This is a genomic window from Leisingera sp. ANG-Vp, assembly GCF_000813725.1.
Classification (GTDB): Bacteria; Pseudomonadota; Alphaproteobacteria; order Rhodobacterales; family Rhodobacteraceae; genus Leisingera.
Map to the genome: position 1 here is coordinate 247,103 of NZ_JWLD01000002.1, position 16,989 is coordinate 264,091.

12 protein-coding genes and 1 tRNA gene are annotated in these 16,989 nt (G+C 60.3%); 7 read left to right on the forward strand and 6 right to left on the reverse strand.

Going from position 1 to position 16,989, the window contains the following annotated elements; genetic code table 11:
- The first annotated feature begins 274 nt into the window (after nucleotides 1-274).
- Nucleotides 275-1,486, forward strand: a complete 1,212-nt coding sequence (locus RA20_RS01395; protein WP_039123846.1) for a serine hydrolase domain-containing protein — start codon at nucleotides 275-277, stop codon at nucleotides 1,484-1,486.
- A gap of 60 nt (nucleotides 1,487-1,546) precedes the next feature.
- Entirely contained in the window at nucleotides 1,547-2,410 is an 864-nt protein-coding gene (locus tag RA20_RS01400; protein ID WP_039123847.1) for an acyl-CoA thioesterase, read from the forward strand.
- 321 nt (nucleotides 2,411-2,731) lie between these two features.
- On the opposite strand, the gene RA20_RS01405 is transcribed toward RA20_RS01400, so the two are convergent.
- The 5 genes from RA20_RS01405 to pdxH all read right to left on the reverse strand — a co-directional run bounded on the left by RA20_RS01405 (nucleotide 2,732) and on the right by pdxH (nucleotide 8,982).
- Nucleotides 2,732-6,376, reverse strand: a complete 3,645-nt coding sequence (locus tag RA20_RS01405) for a vitamin B12-dependent ribonucleotide reductase (protein WP_039123848.1) — start codon at nucleotides 6,374-6,376, stop codon at nucleotides 2,732-2,734.
- 724 nt (nucleotides 6,377-7,100) lie between these two features.
- Nucleotides 7,101-7,177: transfer RNA gene (locus RA20_RS01410), tRNA-Pro, on the reverse strand.
- A gap of 43 nt (nucleotides 7,178-7,220) precedes the next feature.
- Nucleotides 7,221-7,697, reverse strand: a complete 477-nt coding sequence (locus RA20_RS01415; protein ID WP_039123849.1) for a DUF192 domain-containing protein — start codon at nucleotides 7,695-7,697, stop codon at nucleotides 7,221-7,223.
- Between the two features lie 5 nt (nucleotides 7,698-7,702).
- Entirely contained in the window at nucleotides 7,703-8,242 is a 540-nt protein-coding gene (locus tag RA20_RS01420; protein WP_039123850.1) for a cold-shock protein, read from the reverse strand.
- A 134-nt stretch (nucleotides 8,243-8,376) separates the two neighbouring features.
- The gene (gene pdxH, locus RA20_RS01425; RefSeq protein WP_039123851.1) at nucleotides 8,377-8,982 is read right to left on the reverse strand and encodes a pyridoxamine 5'-phosphate oxidase; all 606 of its coding nucleotides are present in this window, start codon (nucleotides 8,980-8,982) and stop codon (nucleotides 8,377-8,379) included.
- 134 nt (nucleotides 8,983-9,116) lie between these two features.
- On the opposite strand from pdxH, the gene fabI reads away from it, so the two are divergent.
- The 5 genes from fabI to trpE all read left to right on the forward strand — a co-directional run bounded on the left by fabI (nucleotide 9,117) and on the right by trpE (nucleotide 15,345).
- Nucleotides 9,117-9,920, forward strand: a complete 804-nt coding sequence (fabI, locus tag RA20_RS01430; RefSeq protein ID WP_039123852.1) for an enoyl-ACP reductase FabI — start codon at nucleotides 9,117-9,119, stop codon at nucleotides 9,918-9,920.
- A gap of 71 nt (nucleotides 9,921-9,991) precedes the next feature.
- Nucleotides 9,992-10,495 carry a xanthine phosphoribosyltransferase gene (gpt, locus tag RA20_RS01435; RefSeq protein ID WP_039123854.1) on the forward strand — a complete coding sequence of 168 codons (504 nt, stop codon included), beginning with the start codon at nucleotides 9,992-9,994 and terminating at the stop codon, nucleotides 10,493-10,495.
- 186 nt (nucleotides 10,496-10,681) lie between these two features.
- Nucleotides 10,682-11,857: an aminotransferase gene (locus RA20_RS01440; protein ID WP_039123856.1), complete on the forward strand. Its 1,176-nt coding sequence runs from the start codon at nucleotides 10,682-10,684 to the stop codon at nucleotides 11,855-11,857.
- Between the two features lie 119 nt (nucleotides 11,858-11,976).
- Nucleotides 11,977-13,818, forward strand: coding sequence for a peptidyl-prolyl cis-trans isomerase (locus RA20_RS01445; protein WP_039123857.1), 1,842 nt, complete (start codon nucleotides 11,977-11,979; stop codon nucleotides 13,816-13,818).
- A gap of 15 nt (nucleotides 13,819-13,833) precedes the next feature.
- Nucleotides 13,834-15,345, forward strand: coding sequence for an anthranilate synthase component I (gene trpE / locus RA20_RS01450; RefSeq protein ID WP_039123858.1), 1,512 nt, complete (start codon nucleotides 13,834-13,836; stop codon nucleotides 15,343-15,345).
- An 84-nt stretch (nucleotides 15,346-15,429) separates the two neighbouring features.
- Here trpE and RA20_RS01455 read toward each other — a convergent pair whose 3' ends face one another.
- The gene (locus RA20_RS01455) at nucleotides 15,430-16,983 is read right to left on the reverse strand and encodes a polysaccharide deacteylase family 2 protein (RefSeq protein ID WP_039123859.1); all 1,554 of its coding nucleotides are present in this window, start codon (nucleotides 16,981-16,983) and stop codon (nucleotides 15,430-15,432) included.
- Nucleotides 16,984-16,989: the final 6 nt, after the last annotated feature.

The window sequence follows — 16,989 nt, forward strand, 5'->3', positions numbered from 1 at the left end:
CCAAAGACGCGTAAAACCGAAAAACCGGTTTTGAGGTAAATAATGACGCAGTTCAGCCGTGGCTGTGCAGGAGGCTGACAAAAAAGTGATTTTTCATCGGTTTGCTCCGATTAATTCAGAAGAGCTTTCCGCTTTCGGAAAAAGAATTTAATTAACCCGGGCAGGCCGCAATTCAGTTTTTTGCCAAACAGCACGCCGGCGCTCATTCTTCTCGACCTTCGCTGCCAAGCGGATCATGATACCGAAGATGTTCAGGTTACATTCCGGGGCAAACATGGATTCTGCACGTCTTGACCGCATTCGCTCCTGGCAACGCCGGTACGTGGATGAGCGTAAGTATGCGGGCAGCGCACTGATGATCCGGCATGGCGGTGAAGAGATCTATTTTCATTCCGCCGGTCTGCGCAATATCGAGGAAAACCTGCCGTTTTCCCGCGACACGCTTGTCAGGTTCTACTCGATGACCAAGCCAGTGACGTCGGTGGCCCTGATGATTCTTCTGGAACGCGGATTGCTGCATCTGGATGCGCCTGTCAGCGAGTTCCTTCCCGAGTTCAATGGAATTCAGGCGTTGGTGCCAGGGGCAGAAACAATTGAGCAAACCGAACCCAGCCGCCCTCCAACGCTGCACCAGCTGCTAACCCACACCAGCGGGCTGAGCTATTCGTTCAATCCCGGTGTTTTGCCATTGGCCATGAATGAAACGGGTATTTTGTTCAGGCCTGACCAAGGTGAGCTGGCGCCGATGGTTGGGCAGCTGGCAGAGCTGCCGCTGGCGTTTCAGCCCGGCAGCCGCTGGGAATATTCGGTAGCGACGGACGTGCTCGGCCGGGTGGCCGAGGTGGTGTCCGGAAAATCCTTGGGCAGCTTTTTTGCGGAAGAAATCCTGGAGCCGCTTGGCATGAAGGAAACGGGTTTCCAACTCCCGTGCAGGGCAGGGAACCGCTTTGCGTCGCTCTATACTCCGCTGGCAGGCGATGCGATGGAACTTAACTCTGCTGAGACCGGGGCCGAAAGCCTGCGTCTGACAGACAGCTATCGAGTCAGTTCTTTTGCGAAGGTTCAGATGCATTCTGGCGGTGGCGGGCTGGTGGGCACAATTGATGACTATATGCGGTTTTCAGAGATGCTGCGGCGCCGCGGCGCCTATGACGGAGGGTTCATCATCAGCCCGCAAATTGTTGATTTCATGATGACTAATCACTTGCCTGGTGACATTTCCTCAATGGGGCCGCAAAGTTTTGCGGAGCAGCCGATGGAAGGAATGGGGTTTGGTCTAGGCGGTGCTGTCGTGCTGGATCCGGCACGGGCCCGCTGTCCGGGTTCGGTTGGGGATTTCAGCTGGGGCGGCATTGCTTCGACCTTTTTCTGGATCGACAGGCAGTTGGACCTGTCGGTCGTGTTTTTGACCCAGCTGGCCCCGTCAAGCTCATATCCGTCACGCCCGGAACTCAAGGCTTTGGTTCACGGCGCCGTGACGGCATGATTTCCAACTCCGGCGCATCGGTTTAAGATGGGCAGCCTGTAATTGAGGAAAGCCGGCCGGATGACAGACACCGCGAAAATTCTCTTGGATCTGCTTGATTTGGAGGAACTGGACAGCAACCTTTACCGAGGGTCCGGGTCGGGCGGAGAAACGCCAACTCGGATCTATGGCGGCCAGGTGATTGCGCAGGCATTGGCTGCGGCTTATGTTACTGTTTCCGAAAAGTTATGCCACTCACTTCATGCGTATTTCATCCGTCCCGGTGATCCGTCACGGCCGGTGATTTACGAAGTTGATCCGGCGCGCGATGGCCGCAGTTTCACTACGCGCCGCGTTGTTGCCATGCAAAATGGCAAACAGATTTTGAACTTGGCTGCTTCTTTCCATGCTCCGGAGCCAGGCTGGGACCACCAGCATACTATGCCGGTTGTGCCGCCGCCGGACGGGCTTGAGCCGCGGCATGAGATCCTGTTGCGCAATGCCTTCCGGGTGGAGAGCGGCAAGCGCGGAGAGTTCATCCGGCCACGTCCGTTTGAAATCCGGGAGGTCGAGCCGCGCGACCCTCTGACGCCGGAAAAGACCAGTGATTTGAACAACATGTGGGTGCGAATGGAAGCTGCCAAAGGTGCGGGTCCTGAATTGCAGCATATTCTGATGGCTTATGTGTCCGACTTTGGTTTGCTTGGCTCATCCTTGCGGCCGCACGGGCTGACGTTTCACAAACCTGGCGCGATGACGGCAAGTCTTGATCACGCAATGTGGTTTCATGGGCCGGTGCAATTTGAGAATTGGCATCTGTACACGATGGATGCGCCATTCACGGGCCATGGACGCGGTTTCAATCGCGGAGCCATCTATACAGAGGGCGGTAAACTCGTCGCCAGCGTGGCACAGGAAGGTTTATTACGCCCTTTAAGCACCTGAAAACGCTTCATCTTATTTTGCGTGTGTAAAGCCTCCGGTCTCTGCGCCATTATAAATAATAACATAATTCTGATTATAAGATCTGCGCTAATCAGGTCCAAGCGGTACCAAGGGAAAAGAAAAAGGCCTCCTCTGAGTTACAGAGGAAGCCAGTTATCACCGATCAGGCTCCTTCATTGACTGCCCGAGTGTATTCTTACCTGGGCCTTCTCAGTGTTCAGAACAGGCGCACCCGTTCCGGATGGTGTCAGAAGCTGTCAATCAAGCTTCTGGCTGCCGTCTGAACCGCCGTGAAAAATCCAGCGGCCCAGACGGTATTCTTCAGCTGCAGCCCGAGGTGCCGCCGCAGGTGTTGCACTTCATGCAAGTGCCATTGCGCACCAGCGTATAGTTGCCGCATTCACCGCAGGCTTCACCCTCGTAGCCTTGCATTTTTGCCTTGGTGCGAGCGTCCATGCCGCTGTTGGGCTGCACAGTTGCCTCGCTGGTCTCCGGCACCAGCGACTGCAGTGCGGCAACCGGATCGGTGCCAGTGCCCAAGGCGCCCGCTTCGGTTTGGCCGCCCTGCAGCACCACCAGTTCCTGCGGCAGACGCTTGCGCAGATAGCCGGTCGAGGAAATCTGCTTGAGAACTTCCAGCGACCGCGTGGCGGCGCTTTCGCTCAGTTCGGAGACATTCGACACGCCTTCTTCCTCACCGCGGCCCAGGTCGTCGAACGTTGCGCCTTCAGGCTTCACATGCGCCAGATCTGTGCGGTCCAGATAGCTGACCGCCAGCTCGCGGAACACATAATCGAGGATCGAAGTTGCGTTCTTGATCGAGTCGTTGCCCTGGACCATGCCCGCAGGTTCGAACTTGGTGAAGGTGAAGGCGTCGACAAACTCCTCCAGCGGCACGCCGTATTGCAGGCCAACCGAGACCGCGATGGCGAAATTGTTCATCATTGCCCGGAAGCCTGCGCCTTCCTTGTGCATGTCGATGAAGATCTCGCCGAGGGTGCCGTCGGAATATTCACCGGTGCGCAGGTACACCTTGTGGCCGCCGACAACCGCCTTCTGGGTGTAACCCTTACGGCGCTGCGGCATCTTCTCGCGGTGGCTGCGGACCAGTTCCTTGACCACGACTTTCTCGACCACTTTCTCGGCCAGAACAGCGGCTTTTTCCTGGGTCGAGCCGCTCTCCAGAATTTCGGCGGCCTCGTCGTCATCTTCGACCAGGGCTGCGGCCAGAGGCTGGCTCAGTTTGGAACCGTCGCGGTACAGAGCGTTTGCCTTCACACCCAGGCTCCAGCTCAGCTCATAGGCTTTCTGGCAGTCCTCGATGGTCGCGTCATTGGGCATGTTGATGGTCTTGGAAATCGCGCCCGAGATAAAGCTTTGCGCTGCCGCCATCATGGTGATGTGGCTGTCAACACTCAGGAAACGCTTGCCTTTTTTGCCGCATGGGTTGGCGCAGTCAAAGATCGAATAGTGCTCTTCCTGCAGATGCGGCGCACCTTCCAAAGTCATCGTGCCGCAGACGTGGTCGTTGGCGGCCTCGATGTCGGCCTTGGTGAACCCCAAGTGGCGCAGCAGGTCGAAGGTCGGGTCGTTCAGCTTGGGTGCCGGGATGCCCAGAACGCCGGTGCAGAAATCTTCGCCCAGGGTCCATTGGTTGAACACAAAGCGGATGTCAAAAGCCGATTCCAGCGCCGCATCCACCTTGGCCAGTTCATTGGGGCCAAAGCCGTGACCGGCCAGCGAGGTGTGGTTGATCCCCGGCGCGTTGCCGATGGAGCCATGGCCCACCGCGTAGGAGACAATCTCCTCGATTTGAGCCGAGCTGTAGCCCAGCCCTTCCAGCGCCGAAGGCACCGAGCGGTTGATGATCTTGAAGTAGCCGCCGCCGGCCAGCTTCTTGAACTTCACCAGGGCAAAGTCCGGCTCGATGCCGGTGGTGTCGCAGTCCATCACCAGGCCAATAGTGCCGGTGGGAGCAATCACAGTGGTCTGGGCGTTGCGGTAGCCGTGTTTTTCACCCAGCTCCAGCGCCTCGTCCCAGGCGCTGGCTGCCAGATCGGTCAGCAGCGCATCCGGGCAGTTTGCGATGTCCAGCGGCACCGGCTTCACCGACAGGTTTTCGTAGCCTTCGGCGTTGCCCTTTGCAGCATTGCGGTGGTTGCGGATCACCCGCAGCATGTGGTCTGCGTTTTTCGCATAACCAGGGAACGGGCCCAGCTCCGAGGCAATCTCCGCCGAAGTGGCATAAGACACGCCGGTCATCAGCGCGGTCAGTGCCCCGCAAAGCGCCCTGCCCTCGTCCGAGTCATAGCCGTAGCCCATGTTCATCAGCAGCCCGCCGATATTGGCATAGCCCAGACCCAGGGTGCGGAAGTCATAGGAACGCTGCGCGATTTCCTGCGACGGGAACTGCGCCATCATCACCGAGATTTCCAGCGTCAGCGTCCACAGGCGGCAGGAATGCATGAAGTCATCCGCCTGGAACAGACCGCCTTTCAGGAAGCTCAGAAGGTTCAGAGACGCCAGGTTGCAGGCGGTGTCGTCCAGGAACATGTATTCTGAACAAGGGTTTGAGCCGCGGATTTCACCGTCTTCCGGGCACGTGTGCCATTCGTTCACAGTGTCATGGAACTGGATGCCCGGGTCGGCGCAGGCCCAGGCAGCATGGCCCACCTTCTCCCAAAGGTCGCGGGCTTTCACCACCTTGGAGATCTTGCCGTCTGTGCGGTTGATCAGCTCCCAGTCCGCGTCTTTTTCGACCGCGTGCAGGAAGGCGTTGGTGACCCGGATCGAGTTGTTGGAGTTCTGGCCGGAAACGGAGCTGTAGGCCTCGGAATCCCAGTCAGTGTCATAGGTCGGGAATTCGATCGATGTGTGGCCCTGCTTGGCGTAATCCAGCACCCGCTTGATGTAGGTTTCCGGGATCGCCACTTTCTTGGCTTCGCGGATGGCCTTCTTCAGGCCTTCATTGACCGCCGGGTCATAGGCATCCGCCTCAGCGCCGTCCCAGCTGCGGATACCCTCGAAAATGCCGTTCAGCATCTTCTCGTGCATCTTGGAGCCAGCCACGATCGAGGCCACTTTCTGCTCTTCGATCACCTTCCACTGGATGAAGTCTTCGATATCCGGGTGATCAGCATCGACGATCACCATCTTGGCCGCACGCCGGGTGGTGCCGCCGGACTTGATTGCGCCAGCTGCACGGTCACCGATCTTCAAGAAGCCCATCAGGCCGGAAGATTTGCCGCCGCCGGACAGGGGCTCGCCCTCGGCGCGCAGGTGCGAAAAGTTGGTGCCGGTGCCGGAGCCGTATTTGAACAGCCGCGCCTCGCGCACCCAAAGATCCATGATGCCGCCGTCCTTGACCAGGTCGTCGGACACGGACTGGATAAAGCAGGCATGCGGCTGGGGATGCTCATAGGCGCTGGCGGATTTGGTCAGCTTGCCGGTTTTGTAATCGACATAGTGATGGCCCTGGGCCGGGCCGTCGATGCCATAGGCCCAATGCAGGCCGGTGTTGAACCATTGGGGCGAGTTCGGTGCCGAGCGCTGGGTCGCCAGCATAAAGCGCATCTCGTCGTAATAGGCCCGCGCGTCCTCCTCGGAGGAGAAATAGCCGCCCTTCCAGCCCCAATACGCCCAGGCGCCAGCCAGACGGTCAAAAACCTGCTTGGAGGACGTCTCACCGCCCAGGACCGCACCATCAGCAGGAACCGAGCGCCACAGAAACTCCGGCACGCCTTTCTCGCGGACCTTCTTCAGGCGCGACGGCACCCCGGCCTTGCGGAAGTACTTTTGAGCGATGACGTCACTGGCCACCTGGCTCCACGAAGCTGGGATTTCGATATTGTCGAGCCGGAAAACGATCGTGCCATCCGGGTTGCGGATTTCCGAGGTGGCAGAGACAAAAGCCAGATCCGCATAGGCATCCTGGCCGGGTTTGGTGTATTTCCGTTCGATCTTCATGCTCTGCCCCTTCTCAAGCACTCATCGTTCATTTTTTCAGCGGTGCCCCCGCACCAAGCAGCCCCGGTTGCGGAACACGCAAAATCCCCGTGCACGCCGTATTCAGCGTGCTTGCGGCCCTCGCCGGCCATTCTCCAAAGGACTGTCTGCTGTTTTCAGCGTTGTTGCTGTGGCTCCGTAATCCACCAGATCTAGTGCCATCGCAACCGGTGTCCACAATTTGACGTATTAGGACACAAAGGGTCAACGTAAAATTTACATCCTAGTAACGATCTTTGCTGTTGACGCTTTCCGCGGATTGCAGGGTCTCCGGGAGGGCAATGATTCATCCACAGCCCGGGGTCCGCCGGTGCCGTTTGGGTGGTGTCCCGTATTCCTCAAATTTCTGCCGCTCAGGTAATGACTTGCTGCTGTGCGGAATATTCTTCGCCGTCTCCAGATTATGATTTCATACACGGGAGCCGGTGAGCGAGGAAGTTGGTGCCAGCTCTTCAACTTGATGGAGATATTGCTGTGCCATCACGTTGTGAACCCACGCGCAGAGACGGCTTGGTTAACCTTCTGATGCGGGGCAGCGGCAGTTGGTTAACAGCGCCTTAACAAAAGGTTAAGGAAGTATTAAAAGTTAAGATTGTGAAGCATCATCGGCGCTCAGCAAAAAGGCGAAACGAATCCCGGGGGCAAAACCGCTGCCACCGGATTCGTCTTCATTTTTCTTGAGAAGTGGTCGGGGCGGCGAGATTCGAACTCACGACCCCCTGTACCCAAAACAGGTGCGCTACCAGACTGCGCCACGCCCCGGACCGTGCGCCTTCCTATAACCGTGAAACTGATTTGAAAAGCCCTAACAGGGCCAAACTGCTGCCGTGCGCGAAAAAATTTTGTGACGCATCTCTGTGCCTGCCGAGATGCCGTACCTGCGGGCCAGCCCGCCGTTGATCTCAAGAACCGCAAACACAAAATCGCCTCCCGGAATCGGAGTCAGGTCACCGGGAACAGCGTTCTCATGCACCGAAGTCACTTGCCCGTTTTCATCCAGAAAGATGATATCCAGCGGGATCAGCGTGTTCTTCATCCAGAAAGCTGCGGGTTGCGGATGCTCATAGACAAACAGCATCCCTGCCCCGCGCGGCATGTTCTCACGGAACATCAGCCCTTGGGCGCGCTCCTGCTCAGTATCAGCGATTTCAACGGAAAATGCGGTTTGCCCCCAGGAGCCCCGCAAATCAACCCGGTCAGGCCGGCATTCGGACGCCGCTGCCGCACAGGCCAGGATAGAGAATGCAGCGCCAAGGCTCAAGGAAAGCAGGCGCCGCCTCATCAGCCTTAGTCCAGGCTGCCGGGCATCAGCGCGGCTTCCCAGGCCAGCACTTCCACGGCCATGCGGCCGCGCTTGCCGTCGATCACCCGCATCGCCAGCGCTTCGCCGGGCTGCAGGTCCGCAAGGCCGGACTGGCGCAGCACTTCAACATGCAGAAACACGTCCTCGCCGCGGCCGAACACGTTGGCAAAGCCGAACCCCTTGCCCTTGTCGAACCATTTGACCCGGGCGGGTTCCAGCGGTTCATTCTGCAAGATATCCATGTCCAGTTCGGCAAAATCGCTCAGAACTGGAGTGTCGTCGCGTTCGGGCGGCAGAATCGACAGAACCTCGACGGCTTGAACGCCGCGGCCGGTCTGATGGGTCACAACCTCAATCCGGGCTCCGTCAGCAACAGAGCTTTGGCCGAAGTTGCGCAGCACGTTCACGTGGAGAAGAATGTCCGGCCCGCCCTCGTCAGATACGACAAAACCGTACCCTTTGGCCGGGTCGAACCACTTCACCAGCCCTTGTACCTGCTGCAAGCTGCTGAGATCTTCTGCCACTTATTTATTCCCACCGCGTTTTTTTTATTTTGATGATGACCTGATGCGCGATTCTGACCTTGGAATTCAAGCTAAAAAGTCCTGAAATTGTCACGAAACTGCTATTGACCCTAGGTAAACCTTAACCATTTGCATCAGGGGTTGAGACGCATGATCTCCCATGCTGCGCTTGCATCCTTGCGCCGCCAGCGGAACCGGTCATGCAACCGGAATGCGCCATCGGCCCAGAATTCGATTTCCACCGGCACCAGCCGGTAGCCGCCCCAGAACGGCGGCCGGTCGGGATTAGTCCCTTTGGTGGCCGTGATTTTTGCCACTTCTGCCATAAGCGCGCCGCGGCTTTCCAATGGCTGCGACTGCTGCGACGCCCAGGCTCCAAGACGGCTCTTGAGCGAACGGGACTTGTAGTATTCATCTGCCTGAGGGCCGTCCTCGCGGGTGATTTCGCCGCGCACGCGAATTTGTCGGCGCAGCGATTTCCAGTGCATCACAAAGGCCGCCTTGCCGGCGTGATCCAGCTCTTGCGCCTTGGCGCTCCCGTAGTTGGTGTAGAACACAAAGGCTGCGTCCTCGATTTCCTTAAGCAGAACCATCCGGCTGTTGGGCAGGCCGGTCTCGTCCACCGTCGCCAGAGCGATCGCATTGGGATCATTGGGTTCGGCCTGTTCTGCCTCAGCCAGCCAGGACCGGGCAATGGCAAAGGGATCATCGCCTGCAAAAATACCTGTACGGTCGGACATCCTGTCACCTCTTAGCGGAATTGAATGCAACCTATGCAGCTTCCCGGCCGCCGGCAAGGGCGTGCACCCTTGAAGCGCCCCGCGCGTCATACTAAACACCGTCTAATTCAAGAGATCACAGGCGGAGAACCTGCATGTCTAGTCAACTGATGGCCGGTAAGCGCGGCCTCATCATGGGCCTTGCCAATGACAAATCGATTGCTTGGGGGATCGCCAAGGCCTGCGCCGATGCCGGTGCCGAGCTAGCGTTTTCCTATCAGGGCGATGCCCTGAAGAAGCGTGTCGGCCCGCTGGCCGAACAACTGGGCAGCGACATCGTCCTGCCCTGCGACGTCTCGGATGAGACCTCGGTCGACGCCTTGTTTGCCGAGCTGGAAGGCAAATGGGGCAAGCTGGACTTTGTTGTTCACGCCATCGGCTTTTCCGACAAGAACGAGCTGCGCGGCCGTTATGTCGACACCAGCCGCGCCAATTTCCAGATGACCATGGACATCTCGGTCTTCTCCTTCACATCTGTCGCCAAGCGCGCCGAGAAGATGATGACCGAAGGCGGCTCGCTGCTGACCCTCACCTACTACGGTGCCGAGCAGGTCATGCCTCACTACAATGTGATGGGTGTCGCCAAGGCGGCGCTGGAAGCATCGGTCAAATACCTGGCTGAAGACCTGGGCAAAGACGGTATCCGGGTCAACGCAATTTCGGCCGGCCCGATCAAGACCCTGGCCGCCTCCGGGATCGGCGATTTCCGCTACATCATGAAGTGGAACGAATACAACTCGCCGCTGCGCCGCAATGTGACCATCGATGATGTCGGCAATTCCGCGCTCTACCTGCTGTCGGATCTCAGCTCCGGCGTGACCGGTGAGAACCTGCACGTTGATGCAGGATATCATGTGGTGGGCATGAAGGCGGTCGATGCGCCGGACATCTCGAAATAACCTGAAATTCCGGAGCCCGGACGATTTCCGGGTTCCGGCAAGCTGACGCGACTTCGCCGGGAGCAAGAAACATGACCGACCGCCTGCCGCACGAAAAAGGCTTTCATATCAGCTGGGACCAGATTCACCGCGACTCGCGGGCATTGGCCTGGCGCCTGGACGGGCAAGGCCCTGATGACGGCGCCTGGCGCGCGGTGGTGGCCATCACCCGCGGCGGCATGGCGCCCGCAATGATTGTCAGCCGCGAGCTGGATATCCGCACCGTCGACACCATTTCGGTGAAGTCTTACCACCACCAGGCCCAGGGCGAAGCCGAAGTGCTGAAGTCGCCGGATGCCGGGCTGATGGGCGACGGCGAGGGCGTGCTGGTGATCGACGATCTGGTCGACAGCGGCAAAACTCTGGAGCTGGTTCGCCAGCTGTATCCCAAGGCGCATTTCGCCACCGTCTACGCCAAGCCCCAGGGGCGGCCGATGGTCGATACTTTCATCACCGAGGTGAGCCAGGACACCTGGATCTTCTTCCCGTGGGACATGGCGCTGCAATACGTCGAGCCCTACCGCGGCAAGGACTGAACCAGCCCTGTCAGGAGCTTCCCGAAAGGCGCGCAGAACAAGCGCGCCTTTTTTCATGGGCCGGCAGGCGCCGGCGCAATTGCCTGCTTGCCGGCTTGAGCTGCGGCAAAGCCCGTGCCAGACATAGTCCGGCGTGTTTTCAGGCGCGCCTAAGCTTTTTCCGTATTCCGGCGCCAGGAGCCCCGCATGCCCCGTCCACGCACTCAGGCCACCTTTGTCTCACCCATCGTCGAATCGCGCCGCTGGGTGGCCGGAACGGTGTTCCCGCCGGACCGGCCGTTGCTGAACGTCAGCCAGGCCGCTCCTGCTGAAGCGCCGCCGGAAGGATTGCGCCAGGCGCTGGCCGATGCCGCGCTCAATGATGTGAACGCGCATCTTTATGGACCGGTGCTGGGCAATGATCCGCTGCGCAAAGCCTTGGCGCAGCAGATCTCCGGCCATTACCAGGCTTCGGTGGCTCCGGACCAGGTTGGCATCACATCCGGCTGCAACCAGGCCTTTGCCGCCGCCATTGCTGCGCTCTGCGGCGAAGGAGATGAGGTGATCATTCCGGTGCCCTGGTACTTCAACCACAAGATGTGGCTGGATATGGCTGGAGTCACCGCTGTGCCGCTGCATGTCGGCGAAGGAATGCTGCCGGACCCGGCCGCGGCGGCGGCCTTGATCACGGAGCGCACCCGGGCGTTTGTTCTGGTCACGCCGAACAATCCCTGCGGCGTCGAATATCCGGACGGGCTGGTGCGTGCCTTCTTTGATCTTGCCCGTGCCAACGGCCTTTCACTGATCGTTGATGAGACCTACCGCGACTTCGACAGCAGGGACGGCGCGCCGCATGATCTATTCCGGACCGCAGACTGGGATCAAACCCTGATCCACCTCTATTCCTTCTCCAAGGCCTACCGTCTGACCGGGCACCGGGTCGGCGCCATCGCTGCCTCCCCAAAAATGATGTTCGAAATGGAGAAGTTTCTCGACACTGTTACAATTTGCCCCTCGCAGCTTGGCCAGGCCGGGGCTCTTTGGGGAATTGAAAATCTGCAGGAGTGGCTGGCGGGCGAGCGGCTTGAAATCCTTGACCGCCGGGCCGCCATCGAAGAGGGGTTTCCGGCGCTTGCGGCAAAAGGCTGGCGGCTGCTCGGATGCGGCGCCTACTTCGCCTACGTGGAGCATCCTTTTGATCTCGCATCAGAGGACGTGGCCCGGAAACTGGTAAGCGAAGCTTCTGTTCTGATGCTGCCAGGCTCCATGTTCATGCCCGAGGGCGACCCCGAAGGCGCGCGCCAGTTCCGGATTGCCTTTGCCAATGTGGACCGGGCAGGCATTCAGACGCTATTCGAACGCCTGACCGCCTTTAATCCCTGAACATCCAGCGGTTTGATCCGCAACCGTCTTGCCCCTCTGCGGGCAGCCGCGTATTCAGTCAGCGGCATTTCCCGCCGCCGGGCCTTGGCCCCGCGCGGCAGAACAATAAAGAGGGCATCATGGCCGCAGGCATGCAGAAGCTATCAAAAACATTTGTCTGGATCCTGATGGGGATGCTGATTGTCGGCCTTGCCGGGTTTGGCGCGGTGAATTTCACCAGTTCAGGATCCTCTGTTGCCCAGGTCGGCGATGAAGAAGTCAGCATCGGAGATTATGTCCGTGAACTGCAGCGCGAACAGCGCGCCTTGCAAGCGCAGACCGGCCAAACCATGCCGATGTCGCAACTGACAGCGTTTGGCCTCGACCGTGTTGTCCTGGGCCGCCTGATTTCGATTGCCGCGCTGGACCATGAGTCAAAGGATCTGGGCCTGTCTATCGGTGATGAAAACCTGATCCAGGAGCTTTCCGCCATTGACGCATTCCAAAGCGTGAACGGCGGGTTCGACCGCGAAGCCTACCGGTTTGCACTCAGCAATGCGGGTATGTCGGAGAAACAGTTCGAAGAAGACCTGCGCCGCGAGGCCGCCCGCACGATCGTGCAGAATGCCGTGCTTGCCGGCACCAAAATGCCGCAGACGCTGACAGACACGCTGACCGGTTTTATAGGCGCCCGCCGCAGTTTCTCCTACGTGCAGATCGCCGCCGGGGACATTGCCTTGACCGCGGAGGTGCCTTCGGATTCGGATCTGCAGGCGTTTTACGAGGACAACCAGGACCAGTTCCTGCTGCCTGAAGCCAAGGTGATCACCTATGCCGCGCTCCGGCCGTCGATGCTGCTGGACGAAGTGGAGGTTGACGAAACTCAGCTGCGCCAGCTGTTTGATGACCGCTCCAGCCAATACCAGGTGCCCGAGCGCCGTTTGGTTGAGCGTCTGGTTTTCGCGAACGAGGACGCTGCTGCCAGCGCCAAGGCGCAGCTGGAAACCGGCGGCGCGACATTTGAAAGCCTGGTCGACGACCGTGGGCTGACTCTGCAGGACATTGACCTGGGCGATGTGACCATGGGCGATCTCGGTGCTGCCGGCACTGCCGTCTTTACCGCGCAGGTTGGCGATGTGGCCGGCCCCCTGCCCTCGGATCTTGGCCCCGCGCTTTTCCGGGTGAACGGCCGCCTGGAGGCGCAGATCACCACCTTTGAACAGGCCAAGTCAGAGCTGCGCGACGAACTTGCCTCCGACCGCGCCCGTCGTATGGTCGAAGCCCAGGCTGAAGACATCGACGACCTGCTGGCAGGCGGTGCCACGCTTGAGGAGCTGGCAACCGAAAGCGGGCTGGAGCTTGCCCAGATCAACTGGACCAGCGAAGCCAGCGGCGGCATTGCTGCTTACGAAGGCTTCCGCGCTGCGGCTGCGTCCGTCTCTGCCGATGATTTCCCTGCCGTGGATTTCCTGGATGATGGCAGCCTGTTTGCTCTGCGTCTCGACGAAACGCTTCCTGAACGTCCTGAACCCTTTACTGACGCCAAGGAGAAGGTCCTTGCCGCCTGGCAGGCCGAGCGGCTGGCCACTGCGTTGCGCACTCAGGGGGAAGAGCTGCTGGCGCAAGCAGAAGCCGCAGGCGGGTTTCCGGAAGGTGCAGAGGTCAAGACTGAAACCGGCCTAACCCGTACCGCCTATATCGACACGGTTCCGGCGGAACTGGTCACCCAGGTGTTCGAGATGGAAGATGGCGCATTCCGCCTGGTGCAGGATGCAGACTCCGCTGTTGTTGTCCGGCTCGACGCGATCCTGGCGCCGGAAGACAGCGACGACATGAAGCTGCTCACACAAGCTTTGCAGGCGCAGATGGACCAAACCCTGGCTCAGGCACTGTTCCAGGCCTATATCCAGGACGTGCAGGCCCGGGCCGAACCCCGCATTGACCAGCAGGCGCTGAACGCAGCGCATGCAAACTTCCAATAATCAAGGCAAGCACCCATGGCCCTGACCCCCGATTTCGACACATTCTCCAAGGCCTATGAGGCTGGTGAAAATCAGGTCGTCTATACCCGCCTTGCCGCGGACCTCGACACGCCGGTGTCACTGATGCTTAAGCTGACCGGAGCGCAAAAAGACGCTTTCATGCTGGAGTCGGTGACCGGAGGCGAGGTGCGCGGGCGCTATTCGATCATCGGCATGAAACCGGATCTGGTCTGGCGCTGCCATGGCGAACAGTCATCGCTGAACCGCACGGCGCGATTCGACGCTGAGAACTTCACTCCGCAGCCTGGCAATCCAATGGACAATCTGCGGAAACTGATTGCCGAAAGCAAAATCGACCTGCCCGATGATCTGCCGCAGGCGGCGGCGGGCCTGTTCGGCTACCTCGGATACGACATGATCCGCCTGGTGGAGCATCTTCCTGATGTGAATCCGGATCCGCTCGGCCTGCCCGACGCGCTGATGCTCCGCCCTTCGGTGATCGCCGTTCTGGACGGGGTCAAGGGCGAGGTAACGGTGGTCTCTCCTGTCTGGTCCAGCGACGGGCAGACCGCCAAGGCCGCCTATGCCCAGGCTGCTGAGCGGGTGATGGACGCGGTGCGCGATCTGGAACGGGCCATGCCTGCAGAAAGCCGCGACCTCGGGGAAGCGCACGAAGTTGCGCCGCCGGTGTCGAACTTCACCAAGGACGGCTATAAGGCGGCCGTGGAGAAGGCCAAGGAATACATCCGCGCAGGCGACATCTTCCAGGTGGTGCCGGCACAGCGCTGGACCCAGGAATTCCGCGAGCCGCCCTTTGCGCTGTACCGCAGCTTGCGCCGCACCAACCCGTCGCCCTTCATGTTCTACTTCAACTTCGGCGGCTTCCAGGTGGTCGGTGCTTCCCCGGAAATCCTGGTCCGGGTCTTCGGCCAGGAAGTCACCATCCGCCCGATTGCCGGCACCCGCCCCCGCGGCGCCACGCCGGAAGAGGACAAGGCGCTTGAGGCCGACCTGCTGGCCGACAAAAAGGAACTGGCCGAACACCTTATGCTGCTGGATCTGGGCCGCAACGACACCGGCCGGGTTGCCAAAATCGGCACTGTGCGCCCGACAGAAAAGTTCATCATCGAGCGCTACAGCCATGTGATGCACATCGTCTCCAACGTCGTCGGCGAACTGGCCGAAGATAAGGATGCGCTGGATGCGTTCTTTGCGGGCATGCCCGCAGGCACTGTCTCCGGCGCTCCAAAAGTGCGGGCGATGGAGATCATCGACGAGCTGGAGCCGGAAAAACGCGGCATCTACGGCGGCGGCGTCGGCTATTTCTCGGCAGGCGGAGACATGGACATGTGCATTGCCCTGCGCACGGCCATCGTTAAGGATCAGAACCTCTATATCCAGGCAGGCGGCGGCGTGGTTTACGACAGCGACCCGGAGGCGGAATATATGGAGACCGTCCATAAATCCAATGCCATCCGCCGCGCTGCTGCCGACGCCGCCCGCTTCACCGGCAACGGCAACCGCTGACATGAAGCCAGTAGCCTAACGGCTTCTTTCTGGTCAGAAATACCCCCGCCGGAGGTACGGCGCCCGCTCAGGGCGCCGTTTCTGTTACTTGGGCAGTTTGGCTTCCAAACTTGCCGACACCGGCGCCAGTGCAACGCGGGAGGCCCGGTCCTGCAAGCCCCAGATCAGCAGCGCCGAAATCGTGTCGGGCCGCAGCCGGCCCAGCATGATCACAGCACCTTCCTGCCCGGCCCGGAAGGCTGCCTGGTCCAGAAAGCGCCGGATTGCCCTGGGGTTCTGGCCGGCACCGTCGAAGTCCCGGAACACCACGCCTGCAGGCACGCCGTCACGCAGCGCCAGTTTCTGCACGGTATTGAGACCGCTGTTCTGCGTGACCAGACCGAACCCGGCCGAAGCCGCCACCGCGGACACCTGGTCCGCAAGCGGCCGGTTGCCCTGCACACCGCTCTCGACGCCTTCCAGGATCGCTACGGCTTCTGGCAGTTTGCCGCGCCAGACCTCAAGCGCTGTTTCAGCATCCTGAGGCGAGGCGCTGCGCGGCAGATCCGCCAGCAGCAGAACTTCAAACCCGGCCGAACGCCGCGCCGCCATCTTGGTTGCCGCTTCCGGATCTTCCGGGTCGATTGCAAAGCTCAAAGGGTAAGGAAACTCTGCCAGCGCCTCGGCTCCGACGGCGCCGGCATCATCAATCAGCACAATCGACATCAGCGGGCGGCCATCCGGGTTGGCAAAGGGCTCGGCAAAGTCCGCAAAGGGACGGCTCTCCGCCAGCCCTGCCGGGGACGGAGTTGCATTCCCGGGCTTGTCCCGTTCGGTAAGAGGCACAACAGGAGTTCCGATTTGAGGTGCCAGGGCCTCCTCTTGCCCGGCGTCTGCCGCGGCTTCAGGTTCGTCAGCCGCAGCGATGTCTTCAGCACCTTCCGCTCCGTCCCCGTCAGCAGCAGCCGGCAGTGCGGGCACGGTGCCAATCACCGGCAGGGTGGTTGCCTGCGGTGCGCTGCCGATATCCGGCACCAGAGCGGACGCAGTGCCAGGTGCCTCCGCTTGTTCCTGAAGGGGCACTTGCGGTTCGGATTCATCCGTGCCAGCTGCAATTTCTGCAGAGGCCGTTTCGGCAGGCTCTTCCGGTGCTGCTGCCGGCTCCGTAGCCGCGACGATGGCATCCTCTGCACCCGGCGCTTCCGGCACCAGCGGCTGCTGCGACGCGGGCTGGCTTTCGCTGCCTGCTTGCACAAGTCCCGGCGCTTCAGCCCTGACGGGGCCATCGGAGCCGGCGCCGGCAGTTTCCAGCCCGACATCCGGTTTCCGCGCCGGGTCCGTGTCCGCGGAAGCCAAAGCACTCAGATCGTCGCTGCCGTTCGACGTTTCGGGCGCATAGGGCTGCGCTTCAACCAGATCCGCATCTATTCCCGGATCGCTCCCGGGTGCCGCCGAAGCTTCCTCCCCGCCGTTGGGCATCTGCGGCGCCGCACCGGGATCCACCTGTTCAGGCTGCACAGCTGCCTGCACCCCGTCTTCGGCTGCTTCGTTCGAAGGTTCAGGAGCCGGCGGCTGCATTGGCACCGACAAAGACCACATCGCCAGCCCGCCAGCAGCCAGCAATGCTCCGACACTCACGCCGCCCAGAAATCCACGCATGCCTGT

What these genes read in the sequence shown, in the direction of transcription:
- RA20_RS01395 (WP_039123846.1), top strand. Translation starts at nt 275, where the DNA reads ATGGATTCTGCACGTCTTGACCGCATTCGCTCCTGGCAACGCCGGTAC.
- RA20_RS01400 (WP_039123847.1), top strand. Translation starts at nt 1,547, where the DNA reads ATGACAGACACCGCGAAAATTCTCTTGGATCTGCTTGATTTGGAGGAA.
- RA20_RS01405 (WP_039123848.1), bottom strand. Translation starts at nt 6,376, where the DNA reads ATGAAGATCGAACGGAAATACACCAAACCCGGCCAGGATGCCTATGCG.
- RA20_RS01415 (WP_039123849.1), bottom strand. Translation starts at nt 7,697, where the DNA reads ATGAGGCGGCGCCTGCTTTCCTTGAGCCTTGGCGCTGCATTCTCTATC.
- pdxH (WP_039123851.1), bottom strand. Translation starts at nt 8,982, where the DNA reads ATGTCCGACCGTACAGGTATTTTTGCAGGCGATGATCCCTTTGCCATT.
- fabI (WP_039123852.1), top strand. Translation starts at nt 9,117, where the DNA reads ATGTCTAGTCAACTGATGGCCGGTAAGCGCGGCCTCATCATGGGCCTT.
- gpt (WP_039123854.1), top strand. Translation starts at nt 9,992, where the DNA reads ATGACCGACCGCCTGCCGCACGAAAAAGGCTTTCATATCAGCTGGGAC.
- RA20_RS01440 (WP_039123856.1), top strand. Translation starts at nt 10,682, where the DNA reads ATGCCCCGTCCACGCACTCAGGCCACCTTTGTCTCACCCATCGTCGAA.
- RA20_RS01445 (WP_039123857.1), top strand. Translation starts at nt 11,977, where the DNA reads ATGGCCGCAGGCATGCAGAAGCTATCAAAAACATTTGTCTGGATCCTG.
- trpE (WP_039123858.1), top strand. Translation starts at nt 13,834, where the DNA reads ATGGCCCTGACCCCCGATTTCGACACATTCTCCAAGGCCTATGAGGCT.
- RA20_RS01455 (WP_039123859.1), bottom strand. Translation starts at nt 16,983, where the DNA reads ATGCGTGGATTTCTGGGCGGCGTGAGTGTCGGAGCATTGCTGGCTGCT.